Annotated in this window: 22 protein-coding genes; 4 read left to right on the top strand and 18 right to left on the bottom strand. The window is 39.9% G+C overall.

The features are described from left to right. Nucleotides 1–57: 57 nt before the first annotated feature. The 3 genes from nusA to ACYZ0U_RS02925 all read right to left on the bottom strand — a co-directional run bounded on the left by nusA (nt 58) and on the right by ACYZ0U_RS02925 (nt 2287). Nucleotides 58–1293 carry a transcription termination factor NusA gene (nusA, locus tag ACYZ0U_RS02915; protein WP_461449625.1) on the bottom strand — a complete coding sequence of 412 codons (1236 nt, stop codon included), beginning with the start codon at nt 1291–1293 and terminating at the stop codon, nt 58–60. A gap of 1 nt (nt 1294) precedes the next feature. Beyond that, nucleotides 1295–1765, bottom strand: a complete 471-nt coding sequence (rimP, locus tag ACYZ0U_RS02920) for a ribosome assembly cofactor RimP (RefSeq protein WP_461449627.1) — start codon at nt 1763–1765, stop codon at nt 1295–1297. A gap of 102 nt (nt 1766–1867) precedes the next feature. Continuing rightward, complete coding sequence (locus ACYZ0U_RS02925) at nt 1868–2287, bottom strand: hypothetical protein (RefSeq protein WP_461449629.1); 420 nt, start codon at nt 2285–2287, stop codon at nt 1868–1870. Nucleotides 2288–2350: 63 nt separating this feature from the next. On the opposite strand from ACYZ0U_RS02925, the gene ACYZ0U_RS02930 reads away from it, so the two are divergent. Continuing rightward, nucleotides 2351–3244: a LysR family transcriptional regulator gene (locus tag ACYZ0U_RS02930; protein WP_461449631.1), complete on the top strand. Its 894-nt coding sequence runs from the start codon at nt 2351–2353 to the stop codon at nt 3242–3244. A 78-nt stretch (nt 3245–3322) separates the two neighbouring features. Further along, on the top strand, nt 3323–4291 hold the full coding sequence (locus ACYZ0U_RS02935; RefSeq protein ID WP_461449633.1) for a YeiH family protein: 969 nt from the start codon (nt 3323–3325) through the stop codon (nt 4289–4291). A gap of 74 nt (nt 4292–4365) precedes the next feature. On the opposite strand, the gene ACYZ0U_RS02940 is transcribed toward ACYZ0U_RS02935, so the two are convergent. Then, nucleotides 4366–6744 (bottom strand): prolyl oligopeptidase family serine peptidase, encoded by a 2379-nt coding sequence (locus ACYZ0U_RS02940; RefSeq protein WP_461449635.1) that lies wholly within the window; start codon nt 6742–6744, stop codon nt 4366–4368. Nucleotides 6745–6886: 142 nt separating this feature from the next. Between ACYZ0U_RS02940 and ACYZ0U_RS02945 the strand changes: the two genes are divergently transcribed. Further along, nucleotides 6887–7411 (top strand): YfiT family bacillithiol transferase, encoded by a 525-nt coding sequence (locus ACYZ0U_RS02945; protein ID WP_461449637.1) that lies wholly within the window; start codon nt 6887–6889, stop codon nt 7409–7411. A gap of 88 nt (nt 7412–7499) precedes the next feature. On the opposite strand, the gene ACYZ0U_RS02950 is transcribed toward ACYZ0U_RS02945, so the two are convergent. The 6 genes from ACYZ0U_RS02950 to ACYZ0U_RS02975 all read right to left on the bottom strand — a co-directional run bounded on the left by ACYZ0U_RS02950 (nt 7500) and on the right by ACYZ0U_RS02975 (nt 12528). Beyond that, a complete protein-coding gene (locus ACYZ0U_RS02950) occupies nt 7500–8894 on the bottom strand; it encodes a hypothetical protein (protein WP_461449639.1) in 1395 nt (464 codons plus the stop codon). A gap of 11 nt (nt 8895–8905) precedes the next feature. After that, nucleotides 8906–9706: a hypothetical protein gene (locus ACYZ0U_RS02955; protein ID WP_461449641.1), complete on the bottom strand. Its 801-nt coding sequence runs from the start codon at nt 9704–9706 to the stop codon at nt 8906–8908. A 19-nt stretch (nt 9707–9725) separates the two neighbouring features. Then, nucleotides 9726–10214, bottom strand: coding sequence for a heavy-metal-associated domain-containing protein (locus tag ACYZ0U_RS02960; RefSeq protein WP_461449643.1), 489 nt, complete (start codon nt 10212–10214; stop codon nt 9726–9728). Between the two features lie 77 nt (nt 10215–10291). Then, nucleotides 10292–10681, bottom strand: coding sequence for an HYC_CC_PP family protein (locus ACYZ0U_RS02965; protein ID WP_461449645.1), 390 nt, complete (start codon nt 10679–10681; stop codon nt 10292–10294). Between the two features lie 99 nt (nt 10682–10780). Then, nucleotides 10781–11461: an OmpA family protein gene (locus ACYZ0U_RS02970; RefSeq protein WP_461449647.1), complete on the bottom strand. Its 681-nt coding sequence runs from the start codon at nt 11459–11461 to the stop codon at nt 10781–10783. 278 nt (nt 11462–11739) lie between these two features. After that, nucleotides 11740–12528 carry a DUF6515 family protein gene (locus tag ACYZ0U_RS02975; protein ID WP_461449649.1) on the bottom strand — a complete coding sequence of 263 codons (789 nt, stop codon included), beginning with the start codon at nt 12526–12528 and terminating at the stop codon, nt 11740–11742. Between the two features lie 335 nt (nt 12529–12863). Here ACYZ0U_RS02975 and ACYZ0U_RS02980 point away from each other — a divergent pair, with 335 nt between their 5' ends. Beyond that, nucleotides 12864–13430, top strand: coding sequence for an RNA polymerase sigma factor (locus tag ACYZ0U_RS02980; RefSeq protein ID WP_461449651.1), 567 nt, complete (start codon nt 12864–12866; stop codon nt 13428–13430). Nucleotides 13431–13491: 61 nt separating this feature from the next. Here the strand turns inward: ACYZ0U_RS02980 and ACYZ0U_RS02985 are convergent, their stop codons facing one another. The 8 genes from ACYZ0U_RS02985 to ACYZ0U_RS03020 all read right to left on the bottom strand — a co-directional run bounded on the left by ACYZ0U_RS02985 (nt 13492) and on the right by ACYZ0U_RS03020 (nt 25074). Continuing rightward, a complete protein-coding gene (locus ACYZ0U_RS02985; protein WP_461449653.1) occupies nt 13492–15813 on the bottom strand; it encodes a glycoside hydrolase family 65 protein in 2322 nt (773 codons plus the stop codon). A 66-nt stretch (nt 15814–15879) separates the two neighbouring features. Beyond that, nucleotides 15880–17733: a glycoside hydrolase family 13 protein gene (locus ACYZ0U_RS02990; RefSeq protein WP_461449655.1), complete on the bottom strand. Its 1854-nt coding sequence runs from the start codon at nt 17731–17733 to the stop codon at nt 15880–15882. A 94-nt stretch (nt 17734–17827) separates the two neighbouring features. Next, nucleotides 17828–18538, bottom strand: coding sequence for a cadherin repeat domain-containing protein (locus ACYZ0U_RS02995; protein ID WP_461449657.1), 711 nt, complete (start codon nt 18536–18538; stop codon nt 17828–17830). A 1-nt stretch (nt 18539) separates the two neighbouring features. After that, nucleotides 18540–18926 (bottom strand): SusE domain-containing protein, encoded by a 387-nt coding sequence (locus ACYZ0U_RS03000; RefSeq protein WP_461449659.1) that lies wholly within the window; start codon nt 18924–18926, stop codon nt 18540–18542. Between the two features lie 61 nt (nt 18927–18987). Beyond that, entirely contained in the window at nt 18988–20637 is a 1650-nt protein-coding gene (locus ACYZ0U_RS03005; protein ID WP_461449661.1) for a RagB/SusD family nutrient uptake outer membrane protein, read from the bottom strand. Between the two features lie 30 nt (nt 20638–20667). Then, complete coding sequence (locus ACYZ0U_RS03010; protein ID WP_461449663.1) at nt 20668–21033, bottom strand: hypothetical protein; 366 nt, start codon at nt 21031–21033, stop codon at nt 20668–20670. Further along, complete coding sequence (locus tag ACYZ0U_RS03015; RefSeq protein WP_461449665.1) at nt 21014–23665, bottom strand: SusC/RagA family TonB-linked outer membrane protein; 2652 nt, start codon at nt 23663–23665, stop codon at nt 21014–21016. The genes ACYZ0U_RS03010 and ACYZ0U_RS03015 overlap by 20 nt, the downstream gene beginning before the upstream one ends. A 398-nt stretch (nt 23666–24063) precedes the next feature. Further along, nucleotides 24064–25074, bottom strand: coding sequence for a LacI family DNA-binding transcriptional regulator (locus ACYZ0U_RS03020; RefSeq protein ID WP_461449667.1), 1011 nt, complete (start codon nt 25072–25074; stop codon nt 24064–24066). Nucleotides 25075–25302 lie beyond the last annotated feature (228 nt).

Below are 25302 nucleotides of genomic sequence, written 5' to 3' on the forward strand. Positions count from 1 at the left end.
TAATTTTTCTTCCCTTATTTATTTGCAAAAATACTATTTTAATTTGGGTTATTGCCTTTATTCAAACTCAGCTTGCAGTATTGATAATACTTCCTTAACAGTTTCTTCTTCTAAATCGGTACGTTTTACCAATTCGCCCACTGTTAATGCCAGTACTGATTTTGCCGTATCTAAACCAATGCGTTTAAATTCGTCCAAAATCCAGCTGTCAATTTCATCTGAAAATTCTTCAATATCCACGTCTTCATCCTGCTCGTCCGCCTCGCGGTAAACATCTATTTCATAACCTGTCAATTTACCTGCCAGTTTAATATTGTGTCCTCCACGGCCAATAGCTAATGACACCTGGTCCGGTTTTAAATACACAGCGGCAGTTTTTTTATCATCGTCTAATTTAATAGAAGTGATTTTCGCCGGTGATAAAGCACGCTGTATATATAACTGTAAATTGTTAGTATAGTTTATAACGTCAATGTTTTCGTTCTTCAACTCACGAACGATACCATGTATACGTGATCCTTTCATACCCACGCAAGCGCCAACCGGATCAATACGGTCATCATATGATTCAACAGCTACTTTAGCACGTTCACCAGGTTCGCGCACGATTTTTTTAATGGTGATCAAACCATCGAAAATTTCAGGAACTTCCTGCTCAAATAAACGTTGTAAAAACTCAGGAGCGGTACGGGAGATGATGATCTTAGGATTGCTGTTCATCATATCAACCTTTGATACCACTGCTTTAACGCTATCACCTTTTTTGAAGTAATCGGCAGGTATCTGTTCGGTTTTAGGCAATAACAACTCGTTGCCTTCGTCATCAAGCACCAAAGTTTCTTTTTTCCAAACCTGGTAAACTTCGCCTGTTACAATTTCGCCGACGCGGTCTTTATATTTTTTAAAGATCTCGTCCTTCTCTAATTCCAGAATTTTAGAAACTAATGTTTGACGTGCAGCTAAAATAGCGCGGCGACCAAAACTTTCCAACGTGATCTGCTCAATAAATTCATCACCAACTTCCAGATCCGGATCTACCAGGTGTGCCTCTGCCAATTCTATTTCCAGGTCGTCATCTTCACTAAATCCATCTTCCATTACCGTACGTGTACGCCAAATCTCCAAGTCACCATTATCTGTGTTTACGATAACGTCGCAATTTTCATCATTGCCATATTTTTTACGGATCATGCTTCTGAAAACGTCCTCAAGAACGCTCATCATGGTTGGACGATCAATGTTTTTGAAATCTTTAAATTCCTGAAAAGAATCAATTAAATTAATATTGCTCATTTTACTTGAATGATATTAAAACCTTCGTTTCTGTTATTTTATCTATAGGGATCACGCTTTCAACAACTTCTGCCTTTTTCCCCTTTTGTTTAATTTGTTCTTCAATCACTATGGCATCTTCTGCAAGTGCGGTTAATTTACCCTCGCGCTTAACGCCATCATCCATTTTTATAGCCAGGTCGCGGCCAATATTTTTGGTGTACTGCCTGATGGATTTAAGCGGCGAATCCAAACCCGGTGACGAAACTTCTAAATTATAAGCTTCCTCTATGGTATTTTCTTCTTCCAGCTTAAAACCAACATAACGGCTTATCGCTGCGCAATCTGCAATGCCTACACCGTTATCGCCATCTACCAAAATGATCAGTTTTCCGTTGGCGTGCATTTTTACATCAACCAAAAACAGGTCCGGGCGTTCAATCTCGGCAATCTTTTCTTCTACCAGTTCTGTTACTCTATTTTCAATATTCACTATCCGTTGATAATTTTAATTGATACTAAAAGAGGGGGCTAAGCGCCCCCTCCATTTAATTTATTTGCAAATATATTGTATTTTATTTGATTCTCAAAGTGTTTATGGCTTAAATATTAAGTCTATATACTGCTTTTTGCCTGGTTTTTGGTTGTTTTTGATGTAATCCCAGGCAGTACTGCCTTTATCGTATTGGTAATAACGAACAAAATAGGTTTGATGCAGTGCGAAAGGAGTATCCGGACTGAAAATCAAGCTGCTGTTCTTTATAACATATTTGCCCGGTTGTATGGGCTGAAAATCTTTTAGATCACTATCTGTTGGCATGCGATAAATCTGTATTAAATTTTGCCAAATGTTGGTTGTGGTATCACGATTGATCTCTTGCATGATGGCATAATCCAGTCCGGCTATTTTTAGAATTTTACCATTATCAACCAAGCTGATATGAATAGTGTTTTGTCTGGTTTTAGATTGGCATCCAACCAGGAACAATACGAAAAAAAGTATGCGTCTTTTCATAATTTCGTAACATCGGCAATTAAAGATCAAATTGAGGTTTTTTAAGCTAAATTGCGCTATCCGATGGCAGATTTCAGACTAAAAGTTTTTTATACGGTTGCTAAACGACTAAGCTTTACCAAAGCTGCCGATGAGTTGTTTATTAGTCAGCCTGCTGTTACCAAGCATATTCATGAGTTGGAAGATGAATATAAAGCCAAATTATTCGAGCGAAAAGGCAACCGCATCAACCTAACTAAAGCCGGGAAACTGCTGTTTAATTTTGCTGAAGATGTTTTTGAGCGATACGATCATGTCGCTTTTGAAATAAACGCGTTGGATAAACGTAAGGAAGGGATGTTGAGGTTGGGTGCAAGCACAACGGTATCACAATATATTGTGGCGCCACTGCTGGCGAAGTTCAGGAATAAATATGCGGATGTGCAGCTAAGTCTGATTACCGCCAATACAACACATATTGAAAAAGCTTTAATAGATAAAGATATTGAGATAGGAATTATAGAGGGCTATTCCAAAAATACGGAGATTAGCTACCACCCTTATTTAAAGGACGAACTGGTATTGGTTTGCAGTAGTAAACACCCGCTGGCTGGTCGGAATGAGCTTAGTATTGAGGAATTAAAAACTACCATCCGTTTTGTACAACGGGAGCATGGCTCAGGAACTTTGGATGTTATTGACCACGCGCTTAAGAAAGTAGGCTTAAACCCCGCAGAATTGCAAGTCGAGATCAGATTGGGTAGCACCGAGAGTATAAAATCTTATTTATTAAATGCGCCCTGTATGGCGTTTATATCTATACATGCGATAACTGATGAGCTGAAAAACGGCAAACTTAAAGTTATTGATGTGGATGGCTTGGATATTGAACGTACCTTTTACATTATCACGCTGCAAGGTAGAATAACCGGTCTTGCTGACCTTTTCTTCCATTTTGCGCAAAAGTCCATAACTTAAAGTTATGTGGTATTAGTTTTTGCGATTTGATACCCGTACCAATCATCCTGACTTTTGTATCATCAAATACAAAAGAAAATGGATCAAGTAGCAATCAATATTAATCATAACTATAGTTTTTTTAGTTTAAACACCCGCAAAGGTATTTTCATACTGGCTTTATTAGCCTGTTTGTGTCCTGGCGTTACTCCGCCAATAGCTCTTTTACTTGGATTAATATTAGCACAGGTTATCGAGCATCCATTCCCGGCATTAAGCCATAAAGCCACTAATTGGCTATTGAAAATATCAGTAGTAGGTTTAGGTTTTGGCATGAACGTATTCAGTGCGATACAAGCAGGCCGCGAAGGCATATTATTTACCATCGCGTCTATCACACTGGTTTTTACCGTTGGTGCCTTAGCCGGTAAATATATGAAGGTAGATAAGAAAACATCATTCCTGATCTCTGCCGGAACAGCCATTTGCGGTGGCAGCGCCATTGCTGCATTATCACCGGTTATTAAGGCAGAGGAAAAACAGATCTCAGTGGCTTTGGGAGCGGTTTTTATTTTGAATTCTATTGCGCTATTTATCTTCCCGGTAATTGGGCACCACCTGCACTTATCACAAAATCAATTTGGTTTATGGTGTGCAATTGCCATACACGATACCAGCTCGGTTGTTGGCGCGGCCTCACATTATGGTGCGCAAGCCTTGCAGGTAGCAACAACAGTAAAACTGGCGCGTGCGCTTTGGATAGTACCGATAGCTTTTATGACAGCTTTCGCCTTTAAAACAGGCAGTAAAAATGTAAAGATCCCTTACTTTATTGGCTTGTTTATATTGGCAATGTTAGTTAATACCTATGTGCCGTTTATAAAACCGGCAGTACCTTACATTACTATGCTGGCTAAGATTGGTTTAACTGTCACCTTATTCCTGATCGGTTCAGGATTATCATTTAAAGTGTTAAAATCAGTAGGTGTTGTGCCCTTAGTACAGGCAGTAATGCTTTGGGTGATGATATCAGGGGTTTCTTTATGGGCGATAACATCATTGGCATAAATTATATAATTACCAAGAAAGGCCATCCTAATATTTTTAGAGTGGCCTTTTTGTTTTATACTAAGTATGGCGCTCTAATTTGCTGCCTTTAACGTCTCCTGGAACAATTTATAGATCCGCTTATACTCATCTGTCCAGCTGCTGGGTTGCTCGAAGGCATGGTCTTCTACCGGGTAAGGTGCCAACCACCAATTATCTTTATGTAATTCGATCAGCTTTTGGGTAAGCCTTACAATATCCTGAAAGTTTACGTTCTGATCGATCATGCCATGCAACATCAATAAATTGCCTTTCAATCCATCGGCGAAATAAATTGGGGAGCTTAAACGATAAGCTTTCTCATCGTTATAAGGCTCGTTTAAAATGTCAGCCGTATATTCATGGTTATAATGCGCCCAATCTGTTACTGAACGTATAGCAGCGCCTGATCTGAACACATCTGGTGCGGTGAACATCGCCATTAAAGTCATGAACCCGCCGTATGAGCCACCGTAAATGCCCACGTGTTTAGGATTCACGCCATAATTATCAACTAAGTATTTAACACCATCAACCTGGTCGCTCAGGTCCTTGCCGCCCATATGGCGATAAATTGCCGTGCGCCAATCCCGGCCATAGCCAGCACTGCCTGAGTAATCAATATCTAAAACCGCATATCCATTATCCGTTAACATATTATTAAACATCATTTCGCGGAAATAATAGCTCCAGGCGTAGGTTACGTTTTGCAGGTAACCCGCTCCATGCACAAATATCACCGCCGGTTTAGCCGGATCAGGGTTTTTAGGCAGATATAATCTGGCATAAACATCACTCCCGTATCGGTTTTTAAAGGTAATGATCGGGGCATCACGCCAAGGGTAAGAATTAAACTCCGCACTTGTTGAGCGTGTTACCTGTATGGCTTTTGCACCGGGCTTATTGGGCTGCAAATACAATTCCCAGGGTTTGTTGTTATAGGAGTAGCGAATAGCCAGCCATTTTTCATCGGGTGAAAGCGTTACATCGTTATCGCCTTTTACAGAGGTCAGTTTAACAGGCTCGCCACCGCTTATTGGTAAACTGTAATATTGGTAGTCACCGGGATGGTTAATATTCGCATTAAAATAGAACGTTTTTTTATCGTGCGATAACTGCAGGTTTTGTACTTCCCATTTACCACTGGTTATTTGTTTTTTATCGCCATTGTTGATGTTGTAAACATAAATGTGACTGTAGCCGCTTGCCTCGCTCTGGTAATAAAAATGCTCATTATCCAGCCAGTCGATATTCCCGGTATCGTACCACTCGCCGCCAATACCGGGTGCGCCGCCAACCCAGGCATTATCGTGCTGCCTGTCTAATAATGTTAAAGCGCCGTCCTCCGCGTTAAGCGACATGATCCAACGGTCTTTATTATCGATGGCATTTACCACCACAAGCGCGTGTTTGCTATCCCCGCTCCAAATCGGCCCATCAACAACCACTTTACGGTCTTCATTTAGTTTGGTGCGTTCTGTTAATTCAGCCGGGTAATCCTTTACATAATCCGGCAGGTCTTTTATGCCGGGAATATTTTTGGTATTAATGGCATAAACGCTATCACGTTGCAGGTCATAAACAAACGATTCACAAATTGGCTGTGGGCCGCCAACCTTAGTACGGTTGGTAATGTCTTCGGTATAACCGCTTGCTGTTACATAATTGGGTACAATGGTATTTTTGTCCTCAGGCGATTTAGTGAGGCGGTAAGTAATATACCTACCATTCGGGCTTAACACCACATTGTCAACATCCCTGCCATCGGTCACCAGTTCTTTTATTTTTTTCGGTTGAAATTTCTTCTTTTCCTCGGCATCCGCCTTTTTATCCTTGTTCTCCAACTTAATAATATCGAATAGTTCCAATTGTTGAGCCTTTAACCATTTGGCCTGCTCGGTTTCATTTTCGGTTTTATCCTTTTTTGCAGATGCCACAAAATTGGTTAGCTGGGTTAATTCGCCATCATTCAGTTTTATAGCATACAGGTTATCTCCTTTAATAAATAAAACCTTACTTCCATCTTCATTAAATGTGGGCGAGTTTTCATTATCGGTAGTGTTGGTAAGCTGCAATGTTTTACCCGACTTGATATTTTCCAGGAAAATATCGCCGCCCCGCGAATACACTTTTAAGGTATGTGCCTCGTTCCATTTGCTCCCATAGTCTGGTGTTATTTCGCCATGATCTTTATCACTTACTTTTTGCGGGGTAAGGTTATTTGGGGTGACGGAAAATAATTCATCCCTGAATTTATTATCCGGGTTCCATTTAAAGTAGATCTTTTTGCCGTCATCGCTCCATTTGATATCCGATGGCGCTACGCCGATCCATTTGGGGTCGCGCATGATCTTTTCAATGGTGAGGGTGTCCAGCTTTTGAGCAAAAGCATGTGTGCCGGCGGCTATTAGGAATAACGTAAAGAGTTTTTTCATTTGGGATGAATAATGAGGTGGATTAAAAGTGCAATATAAGATTTTCAGGGATTTTTATAGTTTACGGCGATCATGAAACAAAACGGTTACGGTTTGAATTTGGTAACTATCTAAATTATATTTACTTTGTTTTTTTAAACCGATGACAGACGAACAAATGAAATACCCGGTAGGCAAATTTACGCCTCCGGCCTCGTACACCGATGAAGACTTGAGGCATTGGACTAATGAGATAAAAATGCTGCCGGGGCAAATGCGCCAGGCGATCATCAGCTTAAATGATCAGCAACTGGATACGCCATACCGCACCGGCGGCTGGACTTTGCGCCAGGTTGTACACCATGTTGCTGACAGCCACATGAATTCTATTGTTCGTTTTAAGCTAGCTTTAACTGAAGATAACCCGACCATAAAACCCTATGAAGAAGCTTACTGGGCGTTGCAACCGGATTACCGGTTGCCTGTAGAGTCATCATTAAGAATATTAGAAGGCATCCATATTCACTGGGTAAACCTGCTGGAAAGCTTTACTGAAAACGAGTGGAATAAAACTTTCACTAATCCGGAATCAGGCATTACTATGTCTCTTAAAAGAGCAACCGGCATGTATGCCTGGCATGGCAGGCACCATTTGGCTCATCTAACGGAGACGGTAAAGAAGTTTTAATATCTGAACCATGATTAAACGATTCTCTTGACAAAATTACCCCGTTAATCCTATAAATCCGTTTTAATCAAGGGTCAAGATAAGGCGTCTACATATCCATCCCATCCATTTTGTCGCTTTTTTTCATCATCAACATTGCCGGACTTATGCGGATATAAACCTCAAAGCCTATCGGCGCGCTGCCGTAAAGCGGTTGTAAAGCTGCAGGCGATATGTTGGCTGTTGCCTGCACACCGGCTGTGATATTTGTATGTTTTACTGTAACAAAGGTGTGATTAACACCTAATGTAAACGCGTTGATGTTAAAATCAGGATCGGCTGGAAACTCGTTAGTCAGATCAAGCTCACCTGCATCTTTTGATACATATTCATAGCGCCCGTAAATAGCGGTTTTATGCATATGACAGCTACTTTCTAACAAAACAGACGGTAAAGTTTTTTGATTATCCGAGTAATGGTTTTGCCCGTAAACCAATGTGGTAGCAATAAAGCTATCTTCATTTAGCATTTTAGTGTAGATAGCTGATGCTGTTGAACGGATCACGTTCTCCAGTGGTTCAAGCGCTTCAGGGCTTTTAATCCAACCGTTGGAAACCTGTAGCGCCCATTCTTTTGAAAGATTGTAAGATAAGCGTAGAGAATAGGAATCAAACCGCATTGCATCAAAATTATAACGGTATTCATCCGGCTCGCGACCAGTAAAGATCGAACCTTCCAGTTTTACATTGTTTATCCTTAACCCCAAAGTTGCAACGCCGAAAGTAATATGAGTGGCGTCCTGGTAATGATGGCCCAATGGCGCATCGGGATCATCCATAGCTGATAAGCGGTGCATAAAAACCGGCGGCCCTAAAGCTGGTTCGCCGGGATTACCAAATGTAAATGACAGGTCGGCATTACCGGCGATCTTTTGAGTGTAGTTTGCGCTTAACTCTGAAAACAGGTCGTGCGGATGTTGTATGTCAACCAGTGGTTTGCCTTTATAAGATTCACCGGTTTGGTAGAGCAGAGGATATCCGCCAGGCCCAACCAAAAAAGGATCAAAAGAAAACATGGTGTTTACTGAAAATAGCCCGCCACTGCCTACTTTATGCTGCGTCATGGCCATCATCCAATCTGGCACATCAAATGTTTTACCTCCCCGATTTCCGTCTTTAAACAAATCCTGATTTTCATAACGGGCAAAAAAGCTGCCGTGTATCATGGTCATCCAGCCATTAGCCGGAACCATATAAGCAAAGATGGGTGTTTCATCCGGCACCCACGATGTTCCCGAACCATCACGGTTCATAGGGATATCACGCGAATACTGGCTGGTCATGCTCATGGATTTTGGATCATTCATTTTCATGTCGCCCATGTCCATGCTACCCATATCCATTGTTGAGGATGTTTTCTTTTTTGTGGAATCCATTTTCATATGCTGCTGCCCGAATGATGAAAACACAACAAGCATCAGCACCAATAAAAAATATGTTTTCATAGCTTCTCGATTTAAAAAACATTAAATATGTTGTACTCTAACCGTACCAGATAAGTGTCTTTACTGGTACGAGTCATATTGTTATATATCGGTGTCCGGTAGGAAAAATCCAATCGGCAAACGCTGTTAAATATTAACTGCAAAGCGGGAGCAACATCCAGGTAGCTTTGCCCATAACCGGTATTATCCTTGCCTAAAAGCTCAACATATAAATTTAAGTTAACCTGGTTGTAGTTGTCGTATGATTTGGGTAGCAATAAATAACCCGCCGAAAATGTATAAGCCACCGCGTCCCTTGAATTTTGCTGCGGAAAATTATAGCCACGGTTATCAAAAGCTTGTATATAGCTGCCTGATGCCGATAATGCTAATTTGTGCAGCAATTGCGTAAATACTACACCGCCTTGCGCTCCGCTGTTATCGCCTTCTAAAGAGATTTCCTGGGTGGGCAGGGGGTTGTTAATGCTTGCTGCTTTTATAAAAAATGCGCCGCGAAAATGCTTCTGTACAGAATCTATCGACAGGAACCGGTATTTGGCGTAAACACTACCGCCTTCAAAATGCTGGTCATCCTGGTAATAGTTCGACTCATACAGCGCGCCATGGATCATCCAGTTTTTGCTGGCGCCGTACATTATTTCAAGCGTGCTTCGGTCTCTGTAGGCCGGGTTAAAATAACCCTGGTTTTCTACACGTATACCAAGGGAATGGGTAGCCATGTTGCTGGCAGGCTCTGTATTCACATACAGTTCCTGAGCAAATGACGGGCACCACCAAAGCATCAGGCTTAAAACCCAATATAGCTTTTTCATAATAAGAAATGATTAGAGCTTATATAGCCAGGTGATATACTTTGCCGGGTTTACCTGTATCTGCTACAGGGTATTTTTTGTAAACGCTTGGCGGCGAGAAGCCCTTGTCAACTACCGTAACAGCTACATCGCCTGTTAGTGGGTGATTGGCATTCATCAGCTTATAAGTATCGCCAGCGTAGGTGAAATAATTATCATCCAGCTTTACATTATTAAAGTTGAAGGTAAGCTTCAGGTTATTTACAAAAAAACCAGAGTTCTGTACCTTTTTGCTGATTTGGTCCAGGCTTACGGGTACATCCTTTTTAAAGGTTAGTACAAATATATTTTTATTTAGGTCGACCTTAATGTCGCTGATAAATTCAAGTGTACGCAGTGATTTTTCAGTCGCTTTTGAGCACATGGAGCAGGTTAAACCGCTAACTTGTAATTCTGCTTTGGTAAATTGAGCATTGGCAACGCCAACAGATAATGCCAGTATGGCTATAAATAATTTTAGAGTTTTCATTTGAATAAAAAATTGATCGTAAATAAATAAACAGGCGGTATGATTACCGCGAAATTGGAGGAGAAGCGATCAATTAATCAAATACGGAAATTGCAGTTTCTTACAAATACAGCTACATTATATCGCCCGGGTTCGGGAGGGGCTTCGTAAAAGGATTTTTGTAAAAATGCCGTGCGGGCATTAAACGAAAAACGAGAGAATAATAATGCAGGCAACTGAAAAGCAAAAACTTTGGCTAAAATTGATGACGGGCCGGTTTCATGGGCATCCTTAATTTTAATATCGAAATGCTTTTGAGTGCAGCATCTCATTTTTGCTGCCATAGGGCTTTTAATGCATCCCTGTAAAGGGGCATTAATTTTAACATCAGTAATTACTTTGCCGCAGTACTGAAAATTAAGCGCAAAACCAACCACTGTAATAATGTACAGCATGGTTAATAGCAAAGCGCCTGATTTTTTTAACATGCAACAAAGTTAATGTATTAAAATCCGTATAACAAAAGCTAAAAAACAAAAAGCCCCCAATTTTTTATATCGGGAGCTTTAACTATTAACAATTTACTTTTAATTACTTTTAGCTGTACGGCCTTTTAAATCGCCGTTTGGAAGGATAACAATTACTATCCGGCGGTTTTTTGCGCGGCCTTCTTCAGTTTTATTATCGCCAACAGGTTCAGCGGCGCCCTTACCAATTGCTTTCAGGCGCTCATCTTTTATGCCGTTATTAACTAAAGCATCTTTTATGGCTTGTGCCCGTTTAATTGAAAGGTCCATGTTGTAATCAGCAGTACCCAAACTATCAGTGTGGCCTATAATTGATATGTTAGTTTGAGGATTAGCCTGAAGTGCTGCAGCCAGGTTTTTTACATCGGTTTGCCCATCCGGTTTAATATCTGTACTTCCCTGATCGAATAATATCGCTGCATCAAATTTGATGAAGGTTGTGTCGCCCCTGTGAACCACTTTAGCTTCGGGGATTGTATTTTTAAAATTATCGCCAAGGGTATTATTCATGGTATGGGCTATATAAGCACCCGCTGTGCCGCCAACTGCACCGCCAATTATTGCACCTAAAGCGACATTTCCTGCAGCTTTACCTATTACTGTACCCACTGTTATACCCGCTCCGGCTCCTATTGCTGCACCGCGTTGTGTTCTGTTAAGCGGACTACAACCGGGCGTAATTACCCCCAATATTATTAGTGCTATACCAAATGCAGCGAAATTATTTTTGTAGATATTCATTTGTCGATAGGAACGTAATTATTTCTTATTAACAATGCAACTGCCAAAGACTGTAAATTGTTTGCTATTACCATTAATAAGAATGATTAACTACTATTGCAACATTTTTTTAATGCTGAAGAAATATATTAAGATACAAGAACCGTTTACCTATATTTAGAAATTATATTTGAACCATATTTAGTACAGCTACAAGCTAAATTAGCCTAAAATAAAAACCGTACAAACCTGCTTTAAAAAGCAAAGTTTGTACGGTTAAGTATCTCAATTAACCGGGATTAGTTATCCTGGTTGTCAGGGTCAGGTACACTGGCTATACGGAAACCATTATTGCCATTCTCATCTGTATATGGCTGATAATAAATATCATTCGGCGATACAAAGTATTTTTTACCATTTAAGGTAACTTTGTGGCAACCATCTGGTAGTTCATTAACAATGTCGCCGACCTGAGGCGCTGCAACTTCGTCGCCAGTAGCAGAATTATCGCCATTAGTGTTTAAAACACCATCTCGGCCTGCAACTACATAAACAGTTTTTTGCTGATCATTGACTGATGATTTATAATATACACCATTCAATTCATAAAATTGCTGACCATCGATCATGATTGATTTTGCCCCCTGAGGCAAACTTGGGATTGCAGCACCAACCGGCGGCACTGTAACCTGGTAACCGCCACCATCATAAGGAGTGTAAAATACACCACCATAATAATAGTACAGATCATCACCCCAATAAAACGGATAATACCCAAATGGCAATACGCCCAGGTAAAAACCAAGGTGCGGATAGCCATAGTAGCCAAAGCCCGGTCTGTAAAATCCACCGCGGGCATAACCTACCCCATGCGCACCAACCCCAACTCCACCGCGAAACGAGCTCGCATAAGATGAGCCGCGAAAGCTGCTACCTGAACTAACACCGCCACCATGAAAGCCTCCGCCTCCACCACCGCCGCCATGGAAACCACCACCGCCGTGTTGTGCGCTTGCTGTTGTTATTACAGCTACCGAAAGTAAACCGGTTAATGCTAAACCGCTTACATATTTATATAACCTTTTCATAATAAAAATTGAACAATGTTTAAACTGATATTTAACTTTTAAAGTATGTGTAACATTTAATTAAATATTAGACTAAAAGTATAACAAAAAGTTTAACCATTTGTGTAAAATTTATGATGTGATATTATGTTGACCAATGACTGGTGAATATATTGCTGTATCATTTATTAAATGTAAGTATAATGAATATGCTCGTAGAGTAATATCGTCCGATTGCATACATACAGTCGTCCGTTATCGAACAGTTGAATGAATATATTTATTTTAATTGCTTGATTATCAGGTTTTAAATATTGGGGCATTTGTTTTGGCATGTGCTAACCAAATAATAAAAAATGATAACCACCGATAATTATTTAAGGTTCATTTGGGAAGGATGTTTACGTAACGAACGTAAATACCAGGAACAATTATATACCATACTATCGCCAAAAATGATGGCGGTTTGCATGCGTTATGCTAAAGATAGAGACGAGGCACAGGATATTTTACAGGAAGGCTTTGTAAAACTGTTTAAAAACCTGCACAATTATCGTGGCGAAGGAAGTTTGGAGGGTTGGATCCGCAGGATTATGGTACATAGCGCCATATCCCGATACCGTAAAGCAAAAACCATAGTTTTGGTTGATGACTTTGGTGAGAATAGCAATATGCATGCAGGAACATCCGATAACGGAAATAAGCTGGAAGCAGACGATTTGCAAGAGTTGATCAATAAATTGCCGGATTCCTATCGATCAGTATTTAGAATGTATGCGATAGAGGGTTTTTCTCACCAGGAAATAGCGGATGCCCTGGGTATATCGGAACTATTATCCAGGACTAATTTGTGCCGTGCCCGTGTGATTTTAAAGAACAACTTAAACGAACTGGAAAGCAGGGAATTAAGGGCAACAGCGTAAATAAGAAAAGCCGTTATTCGGAATGAACAACGGCTCGTTAATTATAAAATAGCAAAAGATCTTATACCCGAACTTTATGCGCTACAAAAGCTTGTGAGCTGGCATTAATATCGCAATTTTCATTAAACACATTTATTCTGATGTTTTGTGTTGAATAGTTGCAAAGGCAGATGCCATCCGTGTTAACTTTTATATTAATTAATACCCCCCTGAAGGTTATATTAAACGAATACGATTGCCATTGGGCAGGCAGAAAAGGTTTAAACCCGAGTTTGCCATCTTTAACCCGCATGCCGGCAAAACCTTCAACAACACTCATCCACGTTCCGGCCATTGAGGTAATGTGCAGGCCGTCTTCGGTGTCATTGTTGTAATCATCCAAATCAAGCCGTGATGTGCGCAGGTAAAAATTATAAGCATCATCTTCGCGGCCAAGCCTTGCTGCAAGTATGGCATGAACGCATGGAGAAAGTGAGCTTTCGTGAACAGTTAATGGTTCGTAAAATTCATAGTTGCGTTTCAGGGCTTCTTCATCAAACTTATCACTAAAAAAATACAGTCCCTGTAAAACGTCGGCTTGTTTAATATAACAAGACCGTAATATCCTGTCCCAGCTCCAGTTTTGATTCAATGGGCGGTCTGCGGCTTTTAATTTATTTACAGTCACAATTTCTTTATCTAAAAACCCATCCTGCTGTAAAAAGATGTTTTTTTCTTCATCTTCAGGAAAATACATATTGCCTGTAACATGGTTCCAATAAGATGTTTCTTCTATTTCGTTAAAACTTAGCTTTTCTACAATGCTATCGTATTTCTGCTGATTACTTATTTTTACCTGTTTAACAGCTTCTGCCGCATAATCCATGCTCCAACAAGCTATTGTATTGGTATACCAATTGTTATTCACATTGTTCTCGTATTCATTAGGGCCTGTTACGCCAAGCATCACAAACTTGCTTTTGCTTTCGCTCCAGTTTACACGCTGACTCCAAAAACGGGCAATGCCGATAAGGACTTCAAGTCCATAATCATTTAAATATGCGGTATCACCTGTATAATTAATGTAGTTATAAATGGCGTATGCTATAGCGCCATTGCGGTGAATCTCCTCAAAAGTTATTTCCCATTCATTGTGGCATTCCTCACCATTCATAGTAACCATCGGATATAAAGCAGCGCCATTATTAAAACCGAGTTTTGCCGCATTCTCTATAGCCTTATCTAATTGTTTATAGCGATAGATCAGTAAATTTTGGGTGACTTGTTGCGGCGCTGTTGCTAAATAGAAAGGAACACAATAAGCTTCAGTGTCCCAATAAGTTGAACCGCCGTATTTTTCACCGGTAAATCCTTTAGGGCCGATGTTCAGGCGGTCATCTTTACCGGTATAGGTTTGGTTAAGCTGGAATATGTTAAAACGGATGCCTTGTTGTGCAGCAACGTCGCCTTCAATAATAATATCGCTTTCGTCCCATTTTTCCTGCCAGGCAGATGCTTGTTCAGCAAGCATTTTATCAAAGCCTTTATTTAAAATATCATCTAAAGCTTTTTTACAAGCAGCTAATAGATTGGAAGGCTGATAATTTTGTGATGATACATTTATGGCATATTTGTAAATAGTAGTTTCTTCAGCTTGTTTGGCGCTTAGGGTAAACGTAGTTGACGTGTATTTTTCTTTTGCTGTACCTGTATAAATTACCGTAGCGGGTTTATTGTTTTGATAAACCTGGGTGCAAATGCCCGTGCAAACTTCAAATAATGTTTTTTTGGTTCGAAGTGTTAAGTATGCCTCATTACTGTCAGCACTGCTGTTTACATGATCCCAAAATTTTTCATCGTAATTTGAATCTTTATTGACGATGTCACCATCGATATAAGAGCTGATCCTTATTTCTCCGCTGAAGTTTAATGGCGTAATACTGTAACTTATTGCGCCGGCTTTTTCATCAACAATGCTGCAAAATCTTTTAGCGTTAATTTTTACCTGATTGTTATTATTTAGTTCGGCAATAAAAGTTCGCTGTAAATAACCTTCGCGCATATTAAGTACACGCTTAAAATCAGTTACTGTGCATTTGGCAAGGTCAAGTTGTTCACCATCAATAAGAATATTAAGGCCGATCCAGTTGGCGGCATTAAGCACCTTGGCAAAGTTTTCAGGATAGCCATTTTTCCACCAGCCTACTCTTGTTTTGTCGGGATAATAAACGCCTGCTATATAGCTTCCCTGTAATGTTTTCCCAGAATAGTTTTCTTCAAAATTTGCCCGCTGGCCCATATGCCCGTTGCCGATGCTAAATAAGCTTTCAGATATTTCGTTAAGATCAGGATCAAAACCCTCCTCTATTATTTGCCATTCGTTTGCTTTAATATAGTTCTTCATTTATTCAAATTCCTTTCCTGCAAGCGTTGGCTGTTATATATATTATTAATGATCGTCATTTAAGTCTTACTTTTTCAATTCAAGAACAAGCGTTGTCTTGGCTGGTATAGTTATTTCGCCAATAGAATTCATAGTTTCATTGGTTATTATATTTGTTGCATGGCTAAATCCGGCCATACGTTCGTTGTACCTGTCGGTGGACATCTTTTGCTCTTTTTCTTCTCCGTTATAAATTATCATTACTGTTTTTGCGGCATCATACCTAAAAAAAACATAAATCCCTTTTTGCGGGATGTACTGCATTAGCTTACCCGTTTGCAACGCAGGTGTAGCCTTGCGATAATTGGCTAAAGCACGTACATAATTAAAGGCCATTCTTTCTGAGTCTTTACGGCCTTCATTGGTAAATTTATTAACCTTATCGCCCGGAAACCCACCCGGGAAATCGCTGCGTACCAATCCATCCGGAGCATCGTAGCCGCTCATCAATATCTCATCACCATAATACATTTGGGGGATACCGCGGGTTGTTAGCAATAAAGCTATACCTGCTTTGTATTTATTAAAATCTTTTCCCACTACTGAATAAAAACGGCTCATATCATGATTATCCAAAAACACCACATTACGGGTAGGATCCTGGTATAGAAAATCCTGGGCTAATACTAAATATAAGCGGTTAACGCCATCGGTCCAACCTTCTTTTCCGTTAAGGGCTTCATTTAATGCGTCTTTAACTTGTGAATCAACTACCCCCGGTAAGTGCGTGTCAAAGCCGCGGTTAACCGTATTGCCTTGCGTAAAGAACGCCTGGTTAGCTACAGACCATACCAGCGTTTCGCCGTAAATTGATAAATGCGGGAATTCAGCTTTAACTTTTTGAGCCCAATCAGCCATATAAACAGCGTCATTATAAGGATAGGTATCTAAACGAAAACCATCCACGCCGGCATACTCCACCCACCAGATGTGGTTTTGGGTAAGGTAATTTTGAACGTATGGGTTATTCTCATTCATATCAGCCATACTGTGATCAAACCAGCCATCCAGCATGATCTTTTTATCCATTGGCGATGCATGCGGATCCATAACGGCAGCATCCCTAAAGTTTGAGTTGGTGTACTTAGGCCATTGATGCACCCAGTTTTTCATGGGCATATCTTTAATAAAGTAGTCATTAGTGCCTGAATGGTTATGCACCAGGTCCTTGATTACCTTTAAACCCATCGCATGGCATTTATTTACAAAGGCTTTGTATAAAGCATTGGTGCCGAAGCGAGGATCAACATAATAATGATCTGTTACCGCATAACCATGGTACGATGCATGCGGCATGTCATTAGTAATTTCGGGTGTTAACCAGATTGTCGTTACGCCCAAATCTTTTAGATAATCCAGGTGATTCATTATCCCTTGTATATCACCACCGTGGCGGGCATACATTTGGCTGCGGTCAACCTTCATTTCTTTCATTCCTGCAACAGAATCGTTTGACGGATCGCCGTTTGAAAAACGGTCAGGCATGATGAGATAGATCAGGTCCTTATCAGTAACACCCTGCGCGCGATTCGGGGAGTGGTCGCGCTGTTTAAGTTCATATTTATATTGAAGCGCTGTGGTGCCCGGTTTTGTAAACGCAATATTAAATGCGCCGGGCTTTGCAGCAGCCGAGATGTCCAGGTCTAAAAATAAATAGTTAGGGTTTTCAACCTTGTGTACCTGCATAAGCTTTACGCCGGGGTACGAAAGTTTAACCGCCCGGTCGGCAATTTTATCACCGTGTACAATAAGTTGTAGTTTGGGGTTTTTCATACCAACCCACCAAAACATGGGTTCAACACGCTCAAGCGCGGGTATTTGTGCAAATACATTTGCCGACAGGAATAGTAGGAAAGCAACGAAAGCAAACTTTATTTTCATGGTGCTGAAATTGGAGTTATAAGGGCAATAGGTAATTACAACAAACCCGCCCTTTGCGGCGGGTTTGTTGAATAAATAGAAAAACTATATTTTGTTACTGTGTAACAGAATAAGTTGTAGTGGTAAGACCGGCTCCTCCAACGCTTGGTGGCGCATTGAACGATACAGTATAAGTGCCACTTTTTGTAACTGCGATATTACTGTTAGTTGTACTATTTAAAGTGTTAGGAACGCCATAGCCCGCTGTACCGGAGTTTGGAATACCCCAGCTATTAGTCCAGGCGTCATCTTGCCTGATCTTAAACGAGCCTGTTGAAACCAAAGGCAAAGTAAGTACCCAATTGTTTTTGCCATCATTAACAAATTTCATCGGAAGATCTGTGCTCCAGCCTTGTGCGGCATCACCAATTACGCTATAAGAATCTGCCGCCTGGAATGTAATTGTACCTGCGTTCAAATTAAAGGTAACAATATATTGCCCTGCTGTGGTTGGGGCATTTAGATTATTACTTGCATTGTAAGTTACTGAACTTGTAGGAACTACAGTGGTAGAAGTTGCATACTTATTATTATAATTTTTAGCGGGTAATATTAAAAATTGATTATTACCCTGTGTAAAGTTGATAATACCTGTATAAATACCATTACCTGTAATAGATACTAAACTATCCGGTGAACCGGCATTCCATCCCTGGAATGCACCTACTACGTAGATGTACGACGTTAAATTAAACGGAGTTACTGTTATAGCTACCACGTTTGAATATATTGCTGTTTCTGAACTTAATGAATTTACGACACGCACATTAACAGGCGAAGCTTGCCCCTGCGGGTAAATTTAATTTAAGCACAAGGTTATCAAAAACAACTGTACTAAAAGCCTGCTTAAGGTTATTGCCAGTTATCTGATAGGTAGCGGCATTTTTCCAATTGTCGCCCGGCACATCTACTTGTATTTCATTGGTGCCCGCGCTTTTAAACGTATAATGCGGTGCAGTAAATGTAAAGGTAACCGCAGCAGTCGTGTCATTCACTCTTGTCCTGTCTAAAACGAGTGTAGTGGAAGACGCCGATAATGTACTCGACGTAGTGCCGGCATCAGTTACCATTTTGTCATTCTTTTTACATGACGACATCATCATGAGCAGCCCTATACTGCTAAAGGCTAAAAAACGTGTTGCTAACTTTTTCATCTGTTCATATTTTAATTAAACATGCCTGTTTATAAGCAATTTACTTATAAAACTCACTCTATTAATATCCCGGGTTTTGTTTAAGATTTGGGTTTGCAGCTATATCAGTTTGCGGTATCGGAAATAAATTCCGGAAGGAAGCTACACCTGTTCCTGAAGCTACGCCACCTTTCCATGGCCAAAGATAATTTGAACCTGTGAATACACCATAACGGATCAAATCTGTTCTTCTGAAACCTTCCCAATACAGCTCACGTGCTCTTTCATCCAAAATAAACTGTAAGGTAAGTTGAGCAGTAGATGTAAGATTACCTGCTGTACTGCCTCCATAAGCACGTGTGCGTATTAAGTTAATGTAACCTAATGCTGTTGTTAAATCACCGCCCGAACCACCGCGCAATGTGGCCTCAGCATAGATCAGGTATATTTCCGGTAAACGGAACAAAGGAAGATCCATGTCAGTGAATGATTCGCTTGAGGTTGGCGTGCCATTAGATGTAACGTCCCTAAATTTACAAGATGGTATACCATTAGTAAAAGTGGTAAGGCTGGCAATTCCAGTAGTTTGCCCAGGATACCAGAACTCTGCACGTGTATCAGGATTTCCATTGCTTGGAAATTGTGACCCATCTGTGGTAGCATTAGCAGGGAAAAGATTAATTAGATTGCTGGTTGTTCTCATGCCTGCATATCCGCCGCTGATACCAAATTTAGTAACCGGCATTGAGCCCCCAACTTCGGCAAAGGTCATGTATTGTGAACCGCCATAACCGTTGGATTTTACGCCATCATAATTTATGGTTAATATAAATTCACTTGTGGACCCGCCGCCTGATATGGTATTTAAATTATTATTAGCAAGCATCAAATTCTGATAATTAGATATTAGTCCATAAGAATTTGAAGAAATAAGTTTATTACAATAAGTAATAGCATCAGTATAATCAGCAGTGCCTGTGTATACGCCGGCATTTAAATAAACCCGTGCCAATAGTGCCCAAACTGCACCTTGATCTACACGGCCATACAGGTTTTTGTTAGGAGCAGGCAATAAGGGTTCTATCGCCTTTAGTTCGCTTACAACATAAGCATACAGCGCTGTTCTGGTAGTTTGAGGGGGTATACCTGATCCTATCTTAAACGTTTCAGTAGCAAATGGCGGGTTACCAAATAGATCCATTAGCACCCAGTATTGATAAGCGCGTAAAAAACGGGCTTCTAAAGCGTAATTAGCTATATTTGCGGCATCAGCACCGCTAATTCCATGGCTTGCTACTATAGCAGGTGTAGATTGTTGTAAAAAGTTATTACACAGCGTAATCTGGTATAATGAACGGTAATACAAACCTTGCGAAATCTGGTTATTCGCATCCCAAACCATATTATGCAGGTCTTGCACACCAGGGTCAGTATAAGTAATAACCGCCTCATCAGTAGTCAATTCCTGGCAGTTCCAGTATTCACGCCAAAAGTCAGATGTACCCTCATCAACGCCCTGAATATCAGCATTGCCATAAGGGCCAACGTTTCCTGTAGTAGCATAAGCGCCGTAAACTTTAGCCATAGCCTCGGTATAGCCTTCCGCAGTGCTAAACACTTGCGCGGAAGACAGCTGATTGTTGGGAGTGAGGATCAGGTTTTTTTTGCATGATGTTATGCTAAGGGTTGCAATCCCCGCTAATAACATCAATTTTATTGAATTTCTTTTCATATCAATTTATATTGTAAATCAATTAAAATTTTAAAGTGTAAGGTTTAATCCTAATGTATATGTCCTTGGCCTTGGATATTGATTATTATCAATGCCTGTGGTTGACTCTGGATCTACACCGGTATATTTTGTAATGACAAATACGTTTTGAACGTTACCGGTAATTTTAAGGTCGCCGGTATTTTTAAACACCTTACCAAAATTATAACCAATATGTGTATTATCCATTCTGAAGAATGAAGCATTTTCCAAATAATAGTCAGACAAATACTGAGCACTGGTAAAGCCTGATTTTAATACATTGGTTGAACCATTTTCAATAATCCCCAAACCATTTAGGAAATTAGTTTGAATACCGGTACTTGAGGCGATGTTATTATATACATAATTCCCCAAGTTTGCGCGTGCAGAAAAGCCGATGCTCCATTTTTTTACACCTGAAATCAGAATTGAAACCAAAATATTCCTGTGGATCAGGGCTGTGGTTTGCCACAAGGTCGGCGCTGGTGATTTGTCCATCGCCATTTTTGTCAACATATACTCCCTCAAGCGGTTTTCCGTTTGCCCCATACACTTGCTGGTAAGTTAAAAACGAATATTTGGTAAGGCCTACCTGGTTAATTTGAATTGTTGTACCTACACCGCCTGAAATACCACCTGTTGGCAAACCGTTAGTGCTTTGGCCATTAATCAAGGTCAAATTGGTAATCTTATTACGGTTAATAGTCATGTTTATATTTGCTGTCCAGGAGATATCCTTGGAAGCGATAAGTTCACCGGTGATATTGAATTCCACACCCTTGTCCTGCATATTACCCACATTAGCGATAATAGAATTCGCGAAATTTGTTAATGCTGGTTCGCTTATAGTTGCAAGTAAGTGCTCAGTTGTGCGATAATAAAAATCAACACTACCTGAGATACGGCCATTTAGGAAGCCATAATCAATACCAGCGTTGGTGGTTGCTGTTTGCTCCCAGGTTCTGCCCGGATAGAAAGCGCCCGGCCTTAAATATTGATAAAAGGTATTTCCAAGTTGGTATTGTGCGGTAGTACTACTTAATGAGTAATCAGATAAATATTCATAATCGCCTATTCCGTCCTCGTTACCGGTTTTACCCCAGCCTACTCTTAGTTTTAAATTTGTAAGGGTTTTGTTTCCTTTTAAAAAGTCTTCGTTACTTAACACCCATGCGCCTGCAACTGAAGGGAAGGTAGCGGTACGTATACCTGGGGCAAACCTGGTCGAAACGTCGCTACGAACAGTACCGGTCAATAAATATTTATCATCATAGGCATAGTTTAACCTTCCGTAAATTGAAGTAAGATCATACTGGCCGATGCCTGTAGCATAAGTTGGTATAGTAGTTGGATTTACTTCGCCGTTACCAAAATAAGTAGCATAATTGTACGTAGTTGTTGAGAAATTCTGATCTGAATAACCTGCAACAGCGTCCACATGGCTTTTTGCTGATTTAAAATCATGCGAATAACTTAAATGTCCGTCTAAAGTGGTGTTACCTACTGTAGATTTATACTTTGTGTTGGAGCCTTGTTGAAGTACACCATTAGCATCTTTTGTACCAGGAAATTGTGAAGCTGCATAAGCCGGGAAATCTGTATAACCTGATCCATTTGATCCGTCATAACCATAGCTTACATTAACGTGCAGATCCGGAAAGAAATGCAGTTTATAATCTACTGCTAAACTACCAATACCCCTGTAAGCAGTACTCCTGTTCTGTTCTTCTTCCAGCAAGCCAAGCGGGTTTAATGGCGCAAGTGACTTCAACCCATCAGCAGAAGTTGGATCTAAGATCTCATAATAACCACCAAAGTTTTTATTGCCTGAATAAACTGGATAGGTAGGATTAAAGCTGTTTGCAGCACCAATAGCCCCGGGGTTAGGGAACCGTTGTTTTTGTTGTGAACCCAAAAAATTCAGGTCAATTTTCAAGTGATCAGTAAAAAAGCTCGGGCTTAAGTTTAAACCAACTGTATAACGGTTAAGGGTGTTTGTTTTTAATATACCGTTTTGGTCGTCATAACCAACAGAAACGCGGTATGGTAAAATTCCGGTTGTACCAGAAACGCTTAGGTTGTTATCATTACTTACTGCTGTTTGATAAATTTGTTTTTGCCAATCAGTGTTAGCTGTGCCTAACTGGGCAATTTGCGCACTATCTCCGTAAGCTTTAATATAGCTGCGAAATTGACTCGCTGATAATACAGGTGCTTCTTTTGTTAGTTTGCTTACTGATAGCTGGGTGCTAAAGTTAATTACCGGTTTACCAGCTTTCCCTTTTTTAGTGGTTATAATAATTACACCATTTGATGCCCTGTTACCATAAATCGCTGCTGCTGATGCATCTTTTAATATAGAAAACGTGGCAATATCGTTAGGGTTGATCAGATCCAACGGATTTGATGCGCCTGAAATAGCGTCATTACTTAGCGGAACACCATCAATCACAATTAAAGGTTGATTACTGCCATTTACTGAAGCACCACCGCGAATAAGTATTTGACTACCTGAGCCGGGAGAACCATCATTTGAAATGATAGAAACACCTGCAACTTTACCCTGGATTAACTGCTCTGGGGTGGTTACGTCGCCGGTATTAAAATCTTTTGCTGTAACTGTAGCTATCGAACCTGTAAGGTCCTTTTTCTTTTCAGTACCGTAGCCGATTACTACAACCTCGTTCAAATCATTAGGAACTGGCAATAAGTTTACATTAACGGTAACGTTCCCGGAAACAGAAACGATTTTTTCAACTGTTTTGTAACCAACAAAGCTGATTTGTAATGTTACAGTGCCGGATACATTTGTTAAGCGATAGTTACCGTTTACATCTGTTCCTACACCTTGTTGCGTTCCTTTTACCGTAACTGTAGCGCCTGGTAATGGTTGATTTGTTTCATCAACAACTTTTCCTGAGATCGCACCCGATTGTGCAAAAACAGCAGTAGCCGAAAAAAGAAATAACAAAAGGAATACATACTTGATTAAGTAAGTCTTTTTCATTAAATTTTGGGTTTTAGTTTAAAACTGGTTTATTTTTAGTACGTGTGTACTGCTGTAAAATTAATTGTAAGCCATATACCTACAAACTTTCAAAACAATAAGTTATTAACATTTTTACCTAAACCCTTTGTCTATATTAAAAGTACAGCCCTTTTAATAAACGTTATATTTACATTTTTATAACTATCAAATAATCAAATAATTACATATAAATTGTGTAATTAAATTTATATTATTAGTATTTGAAAATAAGATACAGAAAATCGGGAACATTCCCAATTGTTGAAAATAATGTTAATAACTTGTGGGTGGGTAAGCTAAAATTCTGCCTAAAAACGTAAAAAAAGTATAAAGTATTGAAATTATTACAATGGGAAATTAGGCCTTAGTGTACTGAACTATAGTGTTGAGTTGCGGGGCACAATTTTGGACGATAATACTATTCTGTCATTAACAGGTTCTTCCTGGGCGAGCATTTTAAATAATAAATTTGCTGCCTCAATACCCATTTCGTATGCAGGTTGTTTAATTGTTGTAAGGCCTGGATTTAATAGAGGCGCTATTTCAAGGCTTGAAAAACTGATAACTTTTACCTGGTTAGGTATATTGATCTCCATATCATGGCACACATAATAGGTAGCGAAGGCCAAACGCTCAACCGAAGCGAAAACTCCATCAATAGTTAGTGTTTTAAACGCATTGGTAAGTATGGTATAATTTAGGTTAATGTCATTACTGCAATCAACAATCAACTCATCTTTAAAAGGCAGGCCCGCATGTCTTAATGCATCCAAGTAACCCTGCATACGCATTTTACCGATGGAGAGCTGTTTATTAGTAACTAAAAAGGCGATATCTTTACAACCGGCTTCAACTAAATGCATGGTGCCTTCAAAGCTACTCGCATAATCGTCCGTGGTTACTTTAGCTGTGTTTATATCATCATAAACCCTATCAAAAAATACAAGGGGTATATGTTTTTTTTCCAGCTTGTTCATGTAGCTGTGATCATTTGCCTCACCGGATACCGACATTATGATCCCATCAGCACGCCCATTGTACAGATCATTTACATAGGCAACTTCACTTTCAAAATTATCGGCAGTTAAATAGATCAGCAAATGGTAACCTTTTTCGCGCGCTACAGTCTCAATGCCATCAATGGCTTGCGAAAAAAAATTATTAGCGATCTCGGGAACTATAATAGCTATGTTTTTACTTTTTTGGGCACGAAGGTTACTTGCGTGATGATTGGGCAGGTAGTTAAGTTCTTTGGCGACTCTTAGGATACGTTCTTTAGTTTCGAGGTTAATATCACTATGCCCGGTAAACGCCCTGGAAACAGTAGACTTGGACAGGTTTAGGTGCCGCGCAAGTTCCTTTATATTAATATGACCATTATTACCCATTATTTTCACCTGTTGTTATGATGCACTTCAATTGAAATCTATCGAATTATGACACCACTTAAACGCCTTTTTGTATCAATTTAATCGCAAAAATTAGTTTTACAAATGCTAATGTAAACTTAATTTCAACAAAAAAAATAATTGAGTTATTTAAATAAATGCAATTTTATACATGTATAATTGACATTAATTAAGTATCGGGTTTAATAAATTGCAGTATTTGAAATT

The sequence above is a fragment of the Mucilaginibacter sp. genome, assembly GCF_965225845.1.
Taxonomy (GTDB): domain Bacteria; phylum Bacteroidota; class Bacteroidia; order Sphingobacteriales; family Sphingobacteriaceae; genus Mucilaginibacter.

What these genes read in the sequence shown, in the direction of transcription:
- ACYZ0U_RS02990 (WP_461449655.1), bottom strand. Translation starts at nt 17,733, where the DNA reads ATGAAAATAAAGTTTGCTTTCGTTGCTTTCCTACTATTCCTGTCGGCA.
- ACYZ0U_RS02950 (WP_461449639.1), bottom strand. Translation starts at nt 8,894, where the DNA reads ATGAAAACATATTTTTTATTGGTGCTGATGCTTGTTGTGTTTTCATCA.
- ACYZ0U_RS02985 (WP_461449653.1), bottom strand. Translation starts at nt 15,813, where the DNA reads ATGAAGAACTATATTAAAGCAAACGAATGGCAAATAATAGAGGAGGGT.
- ACYZ0U_RS02980 (WP_461449651.1), top strand. Translation starts at nt 12,864, where the DNA reads ATGATAACCACCGATAATTATTTAAGGTTCATTTGGGAAGGATGTTTA.
- ACYZ0U_RS03020 (WP_461449667.1), bottom strand. Translation starts at nt 25,074, where the DNA reads ATGGGTAATAATGGTCATATTAATATAAAGGAACTTGCGCGGCACCTA.
- nusA (WP_461449625.1), bottom strand. Translation starts at nt 1,293, where the DNA reads ATGAGCAATATTAATTTAATTGATTCTTTTCAGGAATTTAAAGATTTC.
- ACYZ0U_RS02965 (WP_461449645.1), bottom strand. Translation starts at nt 10,681, where the DNA reads ATGTTAAAAAAATCAGGCGCTTTGCTATTAACCATGCTGTACATTATT.
- ACYZ0U_RS02945 (WP_461449637.1), top strand. Translation starts at nt 6,887, where the DNA reads ATGACAGACGAACAAATGAAATACCCGGTAGGCAAATTTACGCCTCCG.
- ACYZ0U_RS02975 (WP_461449649.1), bottom strand. Translation starts at nt 12,528, where the DNA reads ATGAAAAGGTTATATAAATATGTAAGCGGTTTAGCATTAACCGGTTTA.
- ACYZ0U_RS02925 (WP_461449629.1), bottom strand. Translation starts at nt 2,287, where the DNA reads ATGAAAAGACGCATACTTTTTTTCGTATTGTTCCTGGTTGGATGCCAA.
- ACYZ0U_RS03015 (WP_461449665.1), bottom strand. Translation starts at nt 23,665, where the DNA reads ATGAAAAAGACTTACTTAATCAAGTATGTATTCCTTTTGTTATTTCTT.
- ACYZ0U_RS02970 (WP_461449647.1), bottom strand. Translation starts at nt 11,461, where the DNA reads ATGAATATCTACAAAAATAATTTCGCTGCATTTGGTATAGCACTAATA.
- ACYZ0U_RS03005 (WP_461449661.1), bottom strand. Translation starts at nt 20,637, where the DNA reads ATGAAAAGAAATTCAATAAAATTGATGTTATTAGCGGGGATTGCAACC.
- ACYZ0U_RS02940 (WP_461449635.1), bottom strand. Translation starts at nt 6,744, where the DNA reads ATGAAAAAACTCTTTACGTTATTCCTAATAGCCGCCGGCACACATGCT.
- ACYZ0U_RS02955 (WP_461449641.1), bottom strand. Translation starts at nt 9,706, where the DNA reads ATGAAAAAGCTATATTGGGTTTTAAGCCTGATGCTTTGGTGGTGCCCG.
- ACYZ0U_RS02960 (WP_461449643.1), bottom strand. Translation starts at nt 10,214, where the DNA reads ATGAAAACTCTAAAATTATTTATAGCCATACTGGCATTATCTGTTGGC.
- ACYZ0U_RS02935 (WP_461449633.1), top strand. Translation starts at nt 3,323, where the DNA reads ATGGATCAAGTAGCAATCAATATTAATCATAACTATAGTTTTTTTAGT.
- ACYZ0U_RS02930 (WP_461449631.1), top strand. Translation starts at nt 2,351, where the DNA reads ATGGCAGATTTCAGACTAAAAGTTTTTTATACGGTTGCTAAACGACTA.
- ACYZ0U_RS03000 (WP_461449659.1), bottom strand. Translation starts at nt 18,926, where the DNA reads ATGAAAAAGTTAGCAACACGTTTTTTAGCCTTTAGCAGTATAGGGCTG.